Source organism: Cellulomonas sp. URHD0024 (assembly GCF_000426185.1).
Lineage (GTDB): Bacteria > Actinomycetota > Actinomycetes > Actinomycetales > Cellulomonadaceae > Cellulomonas.
The window spans coordinates 52,693-65,078 of the sequence record NZ_AUEW01000009.1 but is presented as its reverse complement, the minus strand read 5'-3'; the positions used below and the strand labels follow the sequence as shown (position 1 = coordinate 65,078).

Genomic DNA, 12,386 nt, shown 5'->3' with positions numbered 1-12,386 from the left:
CGGCGGCGGCGCGTCAGGTGGTCGGGGCTACTTCGCGCAGCCAGCGCAGCAGCAGCTCGGTGACCTGGTCGGGGGCCTCCTCGGGCAGGAAGTGGCCTGCCTGGGAGAGGAGCTCGAACCTGTAGCCCGGTCCCACGAGCGCGGCCGTCTGGCTGGAGAGGGCGGCGTGGGCAGCGGGACGGATGCCGTCGCGACCGCCGTGGATCTGCAGCACCGGCAACCGGGGGGTGCTCGCGAGGGCCGCGTGGTAGCGCCGGCCGTCCAGACGTGGCATCGACCGCACCATCCACCGCAGCTGCTCCATCTGGCTGTGCGCCGCGAACGGCACGCGCGCCGCGGAGTGGTAGACCGCCGCGTCGTCGGGGGCGATCCAGTCGGGGCGGCCGCCCCACTCGTGCAGCAGGCGCGCGACCAGGTCGCCCTCGATGAGCGCGCGCTCAGGGAAGGAAGGCAGCTGGATGAACGCGAGCCGCTTGGCGGCGGCAGGGCGGATGGCGGCGCGCAGGCTGCCGCGGGTGTCGAGCGGGTGCGGGGCGCCGAGGGCCGCGACGGCGCGCGTGTGCCGCGGGTGCAGGCCGGCCATCGCCCACGCGATCTCGCCGCCGGTTCCCGTTCCCACCACCACGGCGTTCGCCGCGCCGAGCGACTGGATGACCCCGGCGACGTCGGCGGCCAGCGTCGGGACGTCGTAGCCGACGGGCGGTTTGTCGGAGCCACCCGTGCCTCGGACGTCCATCGCGGCAACCCGGTAGCCGGCGTCGGCCAGCGCCGGCAGCTGATGGCGCCACGCCCACCAGAACTCGGGGATCCCGTGCAGGAGCACGACAAGGGGAGCGTCGCGCTCGTCAGGCCCTGAGAGGGCCACGTGGAACCGAGCTCCGTTCGCGGGCACGAAGCGGTGCTCCCACGGACCCTCGATGAGGAGCGTGGCGGAGTCGACGGTGCTCATCGGAGCGAACCTACCCGCTCGTCGGTGCGGGAGCCGCGCGCGAGTGGTACCGGTCCCGATAGGCGAGCGCGAGCCCGCCGAGGAAGGCCGCCACGGCGGACGCCACGATGATCGCGACGACAGCGTGCTCGTCGTGGTCGCTGCCCGCGCCGAACGCGAGGCTGCTCACGAGCAGCGAGACGGTGAACCCGATGCCCCCGAGCACGCCGACCGCGCAGACGTCGCCCCAGCCCAGGCCCGGCGCCAGGCGCGCCTTCGTGAAGCGTGCGACGAGGTAGGTGGCACCGACGATGCCGAGCGGCTTGCCGACCACCAAGCCGAGGGCGACACCTTGCGCCACCGGGTCGGAGAAGGCGGTGGACAGCGCGCCCCAGGTCAGGGTGACGCCAGCCGCGAAGACGGCGAACACCGGGACGGCGACGCCCGCGGACAGCGGTCGCCACGCATGTTCCCAGCGCTCCGCCAGGGAGCTCTCGGGCTCGTCGGAAAGCCTCAGGGCCCGTTGTGTCGCGGCGGCCGTCCCCGGCACGACGAGGCCCAGGGCGACACCCGCGATCGTCGCGTGGACCCCGGACGCGTGGACGCACGCCCACGCGACCAGCCCGAGCGGTACGAGCAGGAAGCCGTTGACCCGGCCGAACCGGATCAGGACGGCGAACAGCGCCACGGCCGCCGCCGCCGCGCCCAGCCACAGGAACGACACCTCCTCCGTGTAGACCACGCCGATGACGGTGATCGCGAGCAGGTCGTCGACCACCGCCAGCGTCAGCAGGAACGCACGCAAGGCGTTCGGCAGGCTGCGTCCGACGACTGCGAGAACGGACACGGCGAACGCGATGTCCGTCGCCGTCGGCACCGCCCAGCCCTTGGGCACGCCACCGTCCGCGGTCAGGTTGACCGCCAGGTACAACCCGGCCGGCACCAGCATGCCGCCGATCGCGGCGACGACCGGCACGATCGCTGTCTGGAGGTGGTGCAGCTCGCCCGCGACGATCTCCCGTTTGAGCTCCAGGCCGACGACGAAGAAGAAGATCGCCAGGAGGCCGTCGGTCGCCCAGGTCGCCAGCGAGAGATCCAGGTGCAGCGCCGCCGGGCCGAGGACGAACGAGGAGACCGAGGCGTAGCTCTCCGGGAAGACGTTGGCCCAGACCAGCGCCACGACGGTGCCGAACAGCAGCAGCACGCCGCCGACGCGCTCGGAGCGCAGAGTGTCCCGGAGGTTGCTCTCGGAGCTGGGGGACAGGGACGAGAACAACCTGCTGGCCACTGTGCTCCTCAGAAGGGGTGCCGTCAGGCGTCGGCGGGCTCCGGGACTTCCGTGCGTCCGTCCACCGCTCCGCGGCGGTCCTTCGGCGGGTCGAACCGGTAGCCCACGTTACGCACCGTGCCGATGAGCTGCTCGTGCTCCGGGCCGAGCTTGGCCCGCAGGCGTCGGACGTGCACGTCGACCGTCCGGGTGCCTCCGTAGTAGTCGTAGCCCCAGACCTCCTGCAGCAGCTGCGCCCGGGTGAAGACGCGACCGGGGTGCTGCACGAGGTACTTCAGGAGCTCGAACTCCTTGTACGTGAGGTCGAGCGGGCGACCGCGCAGCCGGGCGGTGTAACCGCCGGCGTCGATGGTGAGCTCGCCGGACGAGATCTCCTGCGGCGCGTCGTCGTAGCCCGCGGTGGCCGCGCGCTCCATCACGAGACGGAAGCGCGTCTCGACCTCGGCGGGGTTGGCGGTCTCCAGGATGATGTCGTCGGCGCCCCACTCGGCGGTCACGACCGTCAGGCCGCCCTCCGTCAGGACCAGGATGAGCGGGACGGTCAGGCCGGTGGCGCGCAGCAGCCTGCACGTGGTCCTCGCGGTGACGAGGTCGCGGCGGGCATCGAGCACGACGATGTCGGCGTCCGGTGCGTCCACGAGTGCCGACGGTTCGACCGGCAGCACGCGAACACGGTGGGACAGCAGTCCGAGAGCCGGGAGGACCTGGGCGGAACCTCCGGACGCTGGAGTGAGCAGCAGAAGATCCGCCACGTCCTACCTCCCTGCGTGCGAGTGGGGCACACGGTATCGCGTGTTCCGGGGACGTTGCGTCCGTTTGTCGAGGGCTGACCAGGTGGCAAACGGGGACACCGACGTTAACTCTGGGGAAATCGGCGCGAGATGCGACAATCGGCGGCGTGCTCCCACGTCTGACGTCCTCGTACCCGTCCGTGGTGACCCCGGACGCAGGTCGGTAGGCGTGCAGCTCGCCAATCGCGCGGTCGTCACCGCCGCGCTCGCGGCCGCCGTCGCGGTCGCCGGATACCTCGGCGGTCTCGCGCTGGCCATCGCGGCTGTTCTCCTGGTCGTCGTGTTCGCCCTCGGCTGGCCGGCCCTGGTCGGACTGCCCTTCCGCGCGGGGTCGTCGGTCGTCGTCGGGGTCGGTGGGACCGGCGCCGTCGTCGTCGTGCACCTGACCGCCGCCCAGCCCTACCTGCGGTATCTCCCCCTCGTCTTCGCGGGGGCGGTCCTGCTCGCGTTCCTGAACGAGCTCCTGCGGCGCGACGGTCGCGAGCGGCTCGTCGAGTCCGTGTCGGGCACCGTCACCGGCACGCTCGTCGCCGTCGCCGCGGCCGGCTGGGTGGCCACCGGCCGCACGCCGGGCGGCGAACCGCTCGTCGTGGTCGGCGCACTGGCCCTCTCCGTGGGGTCGGTCGTCGTCGCGTTCCGGCTGGCGACCTGGCTCGGCGCACTTGTCACGAGCGTCGCTGCGGCGGCCGCAGGCGCCCTCGGGGGTGCGCTCCTGAAGGACATCGACGTCGGACCGGCGCTGCTGCTCGGCCTCGCCGTGGGTGTGCTCGTCGCCACACTGCACGCGCTCTTCGACGAGCTCCCTTCACTCGAACGGCGGTGGCCCTCGCTCGCGGCCGTCACCCTTCCGGTGACGGTCACCGGTACTCTTGTCTACGTCGTTGGTCGGGTTCTGGTGGGGTGACATGGGCAATGTGCTGCTCGTCGCGGCGCTCCTGGCCGTCTCGACAGGCCTGGGACTCTGGTGGCGAGCGCGCAACGGTCGCTACACCCCGGTCGACGCCCAGCTCCTGCGGCGGGCGGTCGACGAGCCCGACGTCGGTGACCACCAGCGGCTGACCGCCGCCGAGCTCGGTGTCCCGCTCGGGCGGCGCGCGACCTTCGCCCAGTTCTCCAGCGAGGTGTGCACGCCCTGCCGACGGACGGCCGCGGTGCTCGGGCAGCTGGTGACCGAGCACGACGACCTCTCACACGTCGAGATGGACGTGGTGGAGCACCTGGACCTCGTGCGACGCTTCTCCATCATGCGTACCCCGACGATCCTCCTGCTCGACGCCCGTGGCGTCGTCGTCGGACGCATGTCCGGTGCGACGGACCGTCGGCACGCGCTGGCCGCGCTCGAGGCGTGTCCGGGCGGGGTCACCGCTCCCTGACGCCCGCGAGGGGCGGCCGGGCGGCGTCGGCCCCGGCCCCGGCCCCCGACCTGCGTCCCCTGGAGCTCCCGATGTCCGAGTCCGCCCCTGAGCCTTCCCGACCTGCCCCGGCCGTCGCACCCGCCTCCCCGGCCGGTATCGATCCCCGCGGCCCGCGCTTCGGTGCGTGGATCAACCTCGTCCTGCTCGCCGGTGTCCTGTTGCTCGGCGCCTGGCCGGCCGCCGCGGCCGCGCTGCTCGCCCTGATCGTCGTCAGCTTCGCGATCGGGACGTTCCGCGGGGTCGGCCACACCTGGCAGGGCTGGGTGTTCCGCACGGTCGTCCGCCCCCGCCTGGCGCCGCCGACCGAGCTGGAGGACCCCCGGCCGCCGACCTTCGCGCAGCTCGTCGGGCTGGTCATCACCGGCGCCGGCCTCCTGCTGGGGTTGCTGGGTGTGCCCTACGCCATCCCGGTCGCCGCCGGCTTCGCCCTGGTCGCCGCGTTCCTCAACGCGGTCTTCGGCCTGTGCCTCGGCCGCGAGATGTACCTGCTGGGCCTCCGCCTCCGCGCGGGCCGCGCCGCCGCCTGACCGTTCCGGCCGCGGGCGGACGCGCCGACCCCGCGTCAGGATGCGGGCGGACCGCGCCGCTGCCGCCTCCGGACGCGGGCGGGCCTAGCGCCACCTGGTGCTCGTGGGGCGCGTGGAGGGCGGATTCGGCACTCCGGGCGCAACACGAGCAACTCCCGACCCAAGTGGCGCTAGGTCCGAACCCTGCGGCGGCCCGGCTACCTCACTGCGCGACGTACGGGACGCGCTCCCACCTGAGGACGTCGGACGCGCCGGGGCGGTTGATCGTGACCTTGAGCCAGTCCTTGTTGTTGCTGGAGCCGTCGACGGTGATCCGGCGGAGGTTGTCCGCCGAGCCGGTGACGCCGTAGGTCGTGAGCCAGGGCGAACCGGTCGCCAGCGGCTGGTCGGCGTTGTAGAGATGGCTGTCGCCGTTGACGAGGTAGACCTCGCCGTCGAACCGGCTCGACTCCGTCACGAGCGCCTGCACCAGCGGCTGGAACGCCGAGATGTCGTTCGGCGTGGCTGTGTAGGTCGGGTCGAACATGTCCGCCTGGAGCAGCACGGTGACGGCCCGGTCGTGCTTCTGGCGGGCCGTCGCGAAGGTCTCGTGGACCACCGTGAGCGCGTTCGCCATGCGGGCGTTCTCCGCGGCGACCTGCTCGGGCGTGGCGGTCGTGTTGCCGAGGCCGGCCCACGGCTGCAGGCCGTCGTTGCTGCCGACGACGTGCACCATGGCGAAGTCGACGCCCTGGCGCCGCAGCTGGACGTTCTCGGGGAACCCGCTGCGGGCCTGCGAGTCGACCTTGGTGGGGTGCTGGCCGAGCGACCAGCCCGGGTTCGTGAAGAAGATGGACCGGTCGTACGAGAGTCGTTCGAGCGGGTTGTAGGCGCCGTTGTTGGCACGGTGGCAGTCGGTCCACTCGTTGTCGCCGGGCGTGTAGACCAGCGGCTGCTCGAAGCGGTCGAAGTCCGACCTGATGAGCGAGTAGTAGGGGTCGTCGCACGTGGTCGAGCCGTTCTTGATGTCCCCGACGTGGAACGTCAGCTCCGGGTCGGCAGCGTTGATCTCGTCGATCCACGTCGGGAACAGCGCGATCTGGGCGGCGCCGTAGGGGATGTCGCCGATGATCGCGAACGAGTAGTGACCGGCGTCGTCGTGCTCTGGACCGTGCTCCGACGCGGCGGCAGCGGGCGACGCGAGGGCACCGGCGAGGCCGGCCGTGAGGGCGAGAGCGGTCAGTGCGGGGCGCCGAAGCTTCATCGATTCTCCTGTGGAATGCGTGGCAGCCCACGAGATGTGGACAACCCGCCCACGGTCACAGACTCGCGGGACGCATGGGTGACGAGCGGGCGAACACTGCTCGACGTTCGCGAGGCCCGCGGGTGGAGAACGAGGAGGACGACGACCGCGGATCGCGCGCCTACCCGAACGGCTTCGCGGTCGGGAGGCGAAGCGTCGAGGTCGGCTAGTAGACGAGCGCCTGCGCGTGCTCGGCGAGCGACTCCTCGACGAAGACCGCGGCGCCGGCGATGCGGATGCCGGGCAGGACGTCGTCGGCTCCGATGGAGCGGCGGGCGGCGCACTGGGTGCAGACGGTCACGGTGCCCTCCTCGAGGACGAGGGCCAGCAGCTCGGCGAGGGGAGTGGCGTGCTCGAGGACCAGGTCGGCGGCGCGTCCGGGCAGGGCGAACCACGCGGACTCGCCGGTGAGCCAGAGGCTCACGGACGCACCGGCGGCGACGGCGGCTGCGGCCACGGTGAAGGCCTGGTTGGTGGCTTCCGGGCGGTCGGTGCCGGACGTGGTCTTGATCACGAGGGGACGCGCGGGGGTGCTCACCGGAACAGGTTAGGGGGATGCGCTCGTTAGGATCGGTGCATGACTGCGCTGGAAGGACTCTTCATCGGCCTGCTGGTGCTGGCGACGCTGGCGATCGGCTCGATCTCTGCGCTCGTCGTCTTCCGGCTCTACAAGGGCCAGAGCTGACGCAGTCCTGCGTCCGACCGTGACCAGGAGGCTCTGACGATGCCGTTCGTGCTGCCCGACCCCGAGGGCATGGCCCCCGAGGTGTACCCGCTGGCCTGGTTGGTCGGCACGTGGCGCGGCGAGGGTGTCGTGGACTACCCGGGCATCGACGAGGCGACCTTCACGCAGGACATCGTCTTCGACCACGACGGCGGCCCGTACCTGTCGTACTCGTCGACGATCCGGCTCGTCGAGGCACCGGCCGATCCCGCACCGCTCGTGGATCCCGACGCCGAACAACCGCTGGGACCCGTCTGGCAGACCGAGTCCGGCTACTGGCGCGTCCCGCCGGAGCGCCCGACCGACCACGGCCTGACCGCCGAGCAGTTCCCGGTCGAGCTCCTCGTCGCGGACCCGTCGGGTCATGTCGGGCTGTTCGTCGGAGCTGTCGGCAAGGGCCGGATCGACCTGGTGAGCGACCTGATCGCGCGGGCGCCGAGCGGCGCGGACGTCAGCGCGGAGAAGCGGCTCTACGGGCTCGTCAACGGCGAGCTCATGTGGGCGCACGACATCGCAGCCTTCGGGCACCCGATGCAGTCGTACGCGTCGGGGCGCCTGTCCCGCGTGGAAGCAGCAGGGGAAGGCTCATGACGGCACCGGTCGACGTCGAGACAGCACGCCACGGCGAGCCCCCGCGGCACGCCAGCCCGCTGCTGAACCGCCGGGGTGCGGTCAGGGGCTCGGGTCCCGACGACGGCGTCGCCTGGCACTACGGGGACCCGACCGCGGAGCAGCGAGCCCTGAGCCGCGGCGGCGCGGTGGTCGACCAGTCGCACCTGGGCGTCGTCACCGTGACCGGCCCGGACCGGCTCTCCTGGCTCAACTCCATCACGTCGCAAGAGCTCGCAGCCCTGGAGCCGCGGACCTCCACCGAGCTGCTCGTGCTCAGCCCGCAGGGGCACATCGAGCACGCGGCCGGCGTGGTCGACGACGGCGAGACGACCTGGCTGATCACCGAGACGCCCATCGCCCTGGCGGCCTGGCTGAACCGCATGAAGTTCATGCTGCGGGTCGAGGTCGCGGACGTGACCGACGGCTGGGCGGCGATCGGCGAACCCGTGGACGCCGAGGGCGCGCCCGAGGAGCCGGTGACGTGGCGGGACCCGTGGCCGACGACCGCCGAGGGCGGCACGCGCTACGGACCTGCGGACGACGAGCACCCCGGGCAGGACCGCGACTGGCGGCTCGTCCTGGTCCCCCGCGACCGGCTGGTCGACGAGGTCAAGGCGCGGGAGGCGGCCGGCTGGCCCCTCGTCGGCACCTGGGCCAGCGAGGCCCTGCGTGTCGAGGCGTGGCGACCGCGGGCGTCCCACGAGGTCGACCACCGGACGATCCCGCACGAGCTGGACTGGCTGCGCACCGCCGTCCACCTGCACAAGGGCTGCTACCGCGGGCAGGAGACGGTCGCGCGCGTGCACAACCTCGGGCGGCCACCGCGGCGGCTCGTGATGCTCCACCTCGACGGCTCCGGGCACGTACTGCCCGAGGTCGGCGCGCAGGTGCACGACGTCGTCCGGAGCGACACGAGCCAGGAGCCCGGAAAGGTCGTCGGGTCCGTGACGACCGTCGCGAGGCACCACGAGCTCGGGCCGGTCGCGCTGGCGGTGGTGAAGCGGTCCACCCCCGTCGACGCCGAGCTGGTCGTGGACAGCGACGGCGGTGCCGTCGCGGTCAACCAGGAGGCGATCGTGCCGGGCGAGGGTGTCTCGACGGACCGGCCTGCACCCCGTGGACCGGTGGCCCGCGGGCTGGGGCAGCACCCGATGCTGTGAGCGCGACGGCGGACGCCGGAACCCGGACCCGGGTACTCCTCGAGGCCCGAGTCCGGCAGGGCGCGTCCCGCGTGCACGCCGCGTGGTTCCCGATCCTGCAGGCCGCGATCGCCGCGGGGATCGCGTTCGGGCTGGCTCGTTATGTCGTGCACCACCCGTACCCGTTCTTCGCACCCGTCTGTGCGTGGGTCGCGCTCGGGTTCACCGCGGACCGGTCCGTGCGCAAGGTCGCCGAGCTGGCCGTGGGCGTCGCGATCGGTGTGGCCCTGGGCGACGTGCTCGTGCACCTGATCGGCAACGGTGTGTGGCAGGTCGCCGTCGTCCTGTTCGTCGCCGCGACGATCGCGCGGTTCATCGACCGCGGTGCACTGCTCACCACGCAGGCCGGCGTCCAGGCGCTCGTGATCGTGGGCCTTCCGGCGCTCACCGCCAGCGGCGGACCGCTGGGGCGGTGGATCGACGCGGCGATCGGCGGTGCGGTCGCGCTCGTCGTCGCGGTGCTGACGCCACGCGACCCGCGCAGACACTCGAGGGCGCTGGCGCGCAGCGCGTGCGAGGAGCTCGCCGGGGTGCTCCGCGTGGCGGCGCGGGGACTGCGAGCCGGCTCGTCCGACGACGTCGAGGACGCCCTGGTCCGCGCGCGAGCCTCGCAGCCGGCCATCGACGAGTGGTCCGAGACCGCCAAGAACGCGGGCGAGCTGGCCCGCATCTCCCCGACGATCCGGCGGTTCCGCGACGAGCTCGCCGGGCTCGAGGCTCGTGCGGTGCTCGTCGACCGGGCCATGCGCAACGCACGCGTGCTGGTCCGGCGCTCGCTCCCTGCCGTCGAGGCGGGCACCCACGACCTCTCGGCGATCGCCACGCAGGTGGACGCCACCGCGCGCGCCACCTCGGAGCTGTCCGCGGCACTGGGCAGCGGACGCGACGCCGGCCGCGCCCGCACCGACCTGTTCGCGGTCGCGCACGCGCTCGACCCGTTCACGATCGACGACTGGCAGGTGCAGAGCCTGGTCCTGCTCCAGCGGTCCCTCGTCGTCGATCTGCTGGAGGCGGCCGGCGCGGAGCCGCAGGACGCCCGGGACGCACTGCCGGAGATCTGATCCGCCGCCCACCCCCGCCGGCCTCGGTGTTTCGGTACGGTCGCCGTGTGGATGTCCCGGTCAGCGCCCTGCGCGCAGAGCTCAAGCAATGGATCGAGGCCGCGCGCACAGGCGAGCACGTGGTCATCACCGAACGCGGGATCCCCGTCGCCCGGCTCAGCGGCATCGAGTCGGCGGACCTCCTGACGCGCCTCGAGCGCGAGGGCCTGCTCACGCCGGCGGCCGCGCCGTCCCGGCCCCACGCCCACGCAGGTGAGAAGTCGAAGGGCTCGGTCTCCGACCTCGTCCGCCGGCTGCGGCGCTGACGGGCTCTCGATGGCCATCGTCTACCTCGACACGAGCGCGCTCGTGAAGCTCGTCGTCGACGAGCCCGGGTCCGCGCTCGCTGCCGCGCTGTGGGACGGCGCCGACCTCGTCGTGACCTCGCGGCTGTCCGACGCGGAGGTGCGCGCGGCCCTCGCAGGCGGCCGACGGGCGGGGCGGCTCGAGGACCACGGTCACGCGACCGCCGAGTGGGACCGGCTCTGGCCCGGGCTGCACGTCCTCGAGCTCGGGGAGGACGTCACCGCCGCCGCCGCGACCCTCGTCGACCGGCACCCGCTCCGCGCGGCCGACGCGCTGCACCTCGCCTCGGCGCTCCAGCTGCGCTCGCCCGACCTGGTCGTCGCCGTCTGGGACGAGCACCTCGCGGCCGCGGCCCGGGCTGAGGGCCTTCGGGTGGTCCCGTGACTAGGCTCACCTCGTGATCGGAACCCTGCAGGGTCTTCTCTTCCTCGCCTTCTACGTGGCGATCTTCGTGATGTCAGCCTGGGCGGCAATCGACCTGATGCGGCGCCCGCCGACGGCCTTCACCCAGGGCGGCAAGCTGACGAAGGGCAAGTGGGGCGGAATTCTCGGTATCGCCGTCCTGGTCTCTTTCTTGTCGATCCCACCGCCGCTGGGCCTCCCGCTGCCGTTCCCGCGCTTCCTGGCGCTCCTGGCGGCCGTCGCTGCGATCGTCTACCTCGTCGACGTGAAGCCCGCGATCGCCCCCTACTCGCGTCGCCGCGGCGGCGGCCCGAACCGGCCGTCCTCCAGCGGCTGGTGACCATGGCCGACGTCGCCACCGCGGCCGTCCCGCTCGCGCGGGTGCTGAGGGGCGATCTCGTCGAGTCGGTGCACCTCGGCCACCTGGTCGTGCTCGCGCCCGACGGCTCGGTCCGGCTGGCGCTCGGGGACCCGTCCGTCACCATCTGGGCACGGTCGGCGCTCAAGCCCGTGCAGGCCGTCGCGATGCTCGGTTCGGGCCTCGATGTCGACCGAGCCCTCCTGGCCCTGGTGTGCGCAAGCCACAGCGGTGAGGGCGGCCACCTGGCCGTCGTCCGCACGCTGCTGTCCCTTGCGGGCATGGGTTCCGACGACCTGCGCAACACCCCCGGCTGGCCGCTCGACCCCGACGCGGCCTTCCAGTGGCGGTCCGACGGGCACGGCAGCGAGCCGATCACCCAGAACTGCTCCGGAAAGCACGCCGGGATGCTGGCGACGTGCGCGGAGAACGGCTGGTCGCGGTCGTACCTGGATCCGACGCACCCTCTGCAGCTCGCGATCCGTGCGACCGTCGAGGACCTGACGGGGGTCGCTGTGCAGCACGAGACCGTCGACGGGTGCGGCGCGCCGCTGTTCTCCACCACGCTCGTCGGCCTCGCGCGATCCTTCGGGCGGATCTCCTCCGCCGACGAGGGGCCGCGAGCCCGCGTCGCCCGCGCGATGACCGGCCACCCGTGGCACGTCGCGGGGACCGGGCGAGATGCCACCCGGTTCATGGAGGCCGTACCTGGGCTGGTCGCCAAGGACGGTGCCGACGGCGTCTACGCAGCCGGTCTGCCGGACGGGTCCGCGGTGGCGTTCAAGGTTCTCGACGGGTCCGCCCGCCCCCGCTCAGCCGTCCTCGCCGCCGCCCTGGCCGTCGCGGGGGTCGACCCCTCGCTCGTCGAGGCCGTCGGGCTGACGCCCGTCCTCGGGCACGGATCGCCGGTCGGCGAGGTCGTGGCGGCACTGTCGTGAGAGCTGTCGTCCAGCGGGTGACGCGCGCGTCCGTGACCGTCGACGGGATCGTCGTGGGCGCGATCGACCGTCCCGGGCTGGTCGCACTGGTCGGCGTGACGCCCGGCGACGGGCCGGCGCAGGTGGAGCTCATCGCCCGCAAGATCGCCGAGCTGCGGATCCTGCGCGACGAGCAGTGTGCCGTCGACGTCGCTGCGCCGGTGCTGGTGGTCAGCCAGTTCACGCTCTACGCCGACACCCGCAAGGGCCGCCGTCCCACCTGGAACGCGGCGGCACCGGGGTCGGTCGCGGCGCCGTTGGTCGACGCGGTGGTCGATGCGCTGCGCGGCCGGGGGCTCGAGGTGGCCACCGGCGTGTTCGGCGCGGACATGGCTGTCGAGCTGGTCAACGACGGCCCGACGACGATCCTGCTGGAGTCCCAGCCGACCGCGGACGGCGCGCTGCAGGGGGGTGACTCCCCCGGACGGGATACTGCGCCGTAACATTCCCGCATTACTGTCGCGCGGGCGCGGCACC

The 12,386-nt window shown here is 72.9% G+C and carries 16 protein-coding genes; 11 read left to right on the top strand and 5 right to left on the bottom strand.

The features are described from left to right. Positions 1-13 precede the first annotated feature (13 nt). The 3 genes from I847_RS0110675 to I847_RS0110665 are packed head-to-tail and all read right to left on the bottom strand — an operon-like array spanning position 14 to position 2,968. Positions 14-949 (bottom strand): alpha/beta fold hydrolase, encoded by a 936-nt coding sequence (locus I847_RS0110675; RefSeq protein ID WP_028049679.1) that lies wholly within the window; start codon positions 947-949, stop codon positions 14-16. A gap of 10 nt (positions 950-959) precedes the next feature. Beyond that, positions 960-2,216: a Na+/H+ antiporter NhaA gene (gene nhaA / locus I847_RS0110670; RefSeq protein WP_196804532.1), complete on the bottom strand. Its 1,257-nt coding sequence runs from the start codon at positions 2,214-2,216 to the stop codon at positions 960-962. A gap of 23 nt (positions 2,217-2,239) precedes the next feature. Further along, positions 2,240-2,968: a response regulator transcription factor gene (locus tag I847_RS0110665; RefSeq protein ID WP_028049677.1), complete on the bottom strand. Its 729-nt coding sequence runs from the start codon at positions 2,966-2,968 to the stop codon at positions 2,240-2,242. 208 nt (positions 2,969-3,176) lie between these two features. On the opposite strand from I847_RS0110665, the gene I847_RS0110660 reads away from it, so the two are divergent. From I847_RS0110660 to I847_RS23220, 3 genes are all read left to right on the top strand, one after another. Beyond that, positions 3,177-3,911, top strand: coding sequence for a hypothetical protein (locus I847_RS0110660; RefSeq protein ID WP_028049676.1), 735 nt, complete (start codon positions 3,177-3,179; stop codon positions 3,909-3,911). A gap of 1 nt (position 3,912) precedes the next feature. Continuing rightward, complete coding sequence (locus I847_RS0110655) at positions 3,913-4,380, top strand: thioredoxin family protein (RefSeq protein ID WP_028049675.1); 468 nt, start codon at positions 3,913-3,915, stop codon at positions 4,378-4,380. A gap of 71 nt (positions 4,381-4,451) precedes the next feature. Continuing rightward, positions 4,452-4,949: a DUF4395 domain-containing protein gene (locus I847_RS23220; RefSeq protein WP_034610004.1), complete on the top strand. Its 498-nt coding sequence runs from the start codon at positions 4,452-4,454 to the stop codon at positions 4,947-4,949. Positions 4,950-5,151: 202 nt separating this feature from the next. Here the strand turns inward: I847_RS23220 and I847_RS0110645 are convergent, their stop codons facing one another. Together I847_RS0110645 and I847_RS0110635 are read right to left on the bottom strand one after the other, a co-directional pair. Then, positions 5,152-6,192 (bottom strand): hypothetical protein, encoded by a 1,041-nt coding sequence (locus tag I847_RS0110645; RefSeq protein ID WP_028049674.1) that lies wholly within the window; start codon positions 6,190-6,192, stop codon positions 5,152-5,154. 205 nt (positions 6,193-6,397) lie between these two features. Further along, a complete protein-coding gene (locus I847_RS0110635) occupies positions 6,398-6,769 on the bottom strand; it encodes a DsrE family protein (RefSeq protein ID WP_028049673.1) in 372 nt (123 codons plus the stop codon). 186 nt (positions 6,770-6,955) lie between these two features. Between I847_RS0110635 and I847_RS0110625 the strand changes: the two genes are divergently transcribed. The 8 genes from I847_RS0110625 to dtd are packed head-to-tail and all read left to right on the top strand — an operon-like array spanning position 6,956 to position 12,352. Then, positions 6,956-7,546, top strand: coding sequence for an FABP family protein (locus I847_RS0110625; RefSeq protein WP_028049672.1), 591 nt, complete (start codon positions 6,956-6,958; stop codon positions 7,544-7,546). Further along, the gene (locus I847_RS23215) at positions 7,543-8,727 is read left to right on the top strand and encodes a folate-binding protein YgfZ (RefSeq protein ID WP_051274798.1); all 1,185 of its coding nucleotides are present in this window, start codon (positions 7,543-7,545) and stop codon (positions 8,725-8,727) included. Before I847_RS0110625 ends, I847_RS23215 begins: the two co-directional genes overlap by 4 nt. Beyond that, positions 8,724-9,827 carry an aromatic acid exporter family protein gene (locus tag I847_RS0110615; RefSeq protein WP_028049671.1) on the top strand — a complete coding sequence of 368 codons (1,104 nt, stop codon included), beginning with the start codon at positions 8,724-8,726 and terminating at the stop codon, positions 9,825-9,827. The genes I847_RS23215 and I847_RS0110615 overlap by 4 nt, the downstream gene beginning before the upstream one ends. A 47-nt stretch (positions 9,828-9,874) precedes the next feature. After that, a complete protein-coding gene (locus I847_RS0110610; protein WP_028049670.1) occupies positions 9,875-10,132 on the top strand; it encodes a type II toxin-antitoxin system Phd/YefM family antitoxin in 258 nt (85 codons plus the stop codon). A gap of 10 nt (positions 10,133-10,142) precedes the next feature. After that, positions 10,143-10,556 carry a type II toxin-antitoxin system VapC family toxin gene (locus I847_RS0110605; protein WP_028049669.1) on the top strand — a complete coding sequence of 138 codons (414 nt, stop codon included), beginning with the start codon at positions 10,143-10,145 and terminating at the stop codon, positions 10,554-10,556. Positions 10,557-10,569: 13 nt separating this feature from the next. After that, positions 10,570-10,914 carry a DUF2516 family protein gene (locus I847_RS0110600; protein WP_028049668.1) on the top strand — a complete coding sequence of 115 codons (345 nt, stop codon included), beginning with the start codon at positions 10,570-10,572 and terminating at the stop codon, positions 10,912-10,914. Positions 10,915-10,916: 2 nt separating this feature from the next. Beyond that, positions 10,917-11,870 carry an asparaginase gene (locus I847_RS0110595; RefSeq protein ID WP_028049667.1) on the top strand — a complete coding sequence of 318 codons (954 nt, stop codon included), beginning with the start codon at positions 10,917-10,919 and terminating at the stop codon, positions 11,868-11,870. Next, a complete protein-coding gene (gene dtd, locus I847_RS23210) occupies positions 11,867-12,352 on the top strand; it encodes a D-aminoacyl-tRNA deacylase (protein ID WP_051274796.1) in 486 nt (161 codons plus the stop codon). The genes I847_RS0110595 and dtd overlap by 4 nt, the downstream gene beginning before the upstream one ends. Positions 12,353-12,386 lie beyond the last annotated feature (34 nt).

Coding starts and splice junctions, on each gene's coding strand:
- I847_RS0110655 (WP_028049675.1), top strand. CDS start 3,913: ATGGGCAATGTGCTGCTCGTCGCGGCGCTCCTGGCCGTCTCGACAGGC.
- I847_RS0110605 (WP_028049669.1), top strand. CDS start 10,143: ATGGCCATCGTCTACCTCGACACGAGCGCGCTCGTGAAGCTCGTCGTC.
- I847_RS0110595 (WP_028049667.1), top strand. CDS start 10,917: ATGGCCGACGTCGCCACCGCGGCCGTCCCGCTCGCGCGGGTGCTGAGG.
- I847_RS0110675 (WP_028049679.1), bottom strand. CDS start 949: ATGAGCACCGTCGACTCCGCCACGCTCCTCATCGAGGGTCCGTGGGAG.
- I847_RS23215 (WP_051274798.1), top strand. CDS start 7,543: ATGACGGCACCGGTCGACGTCGAGACAGCACGCCACGGCGAGCCCCCG.
- I847_RS23220 (WP_034610004.1), top strand. CDS start 4,452: ATGTCCGAGTCCGCCCCTGAGCCTTCCCGACCTGCCCCGGCCGTCGCA.
- I847_RS0110625 (WP_028049672.1), top strand. CDS start 6,956: ATGCCGTTCGTGCTGCCCGACCCCGAGGGCATGGCCCCCGAGGTGTAC.
- I847_RS0110645 (WP_028049674.1), bottom strand. CDS start 6,192: ATGAAGCTTCGGCGCCCCGCACTGACCGCTCTCGCCCTCACGGCCGGC.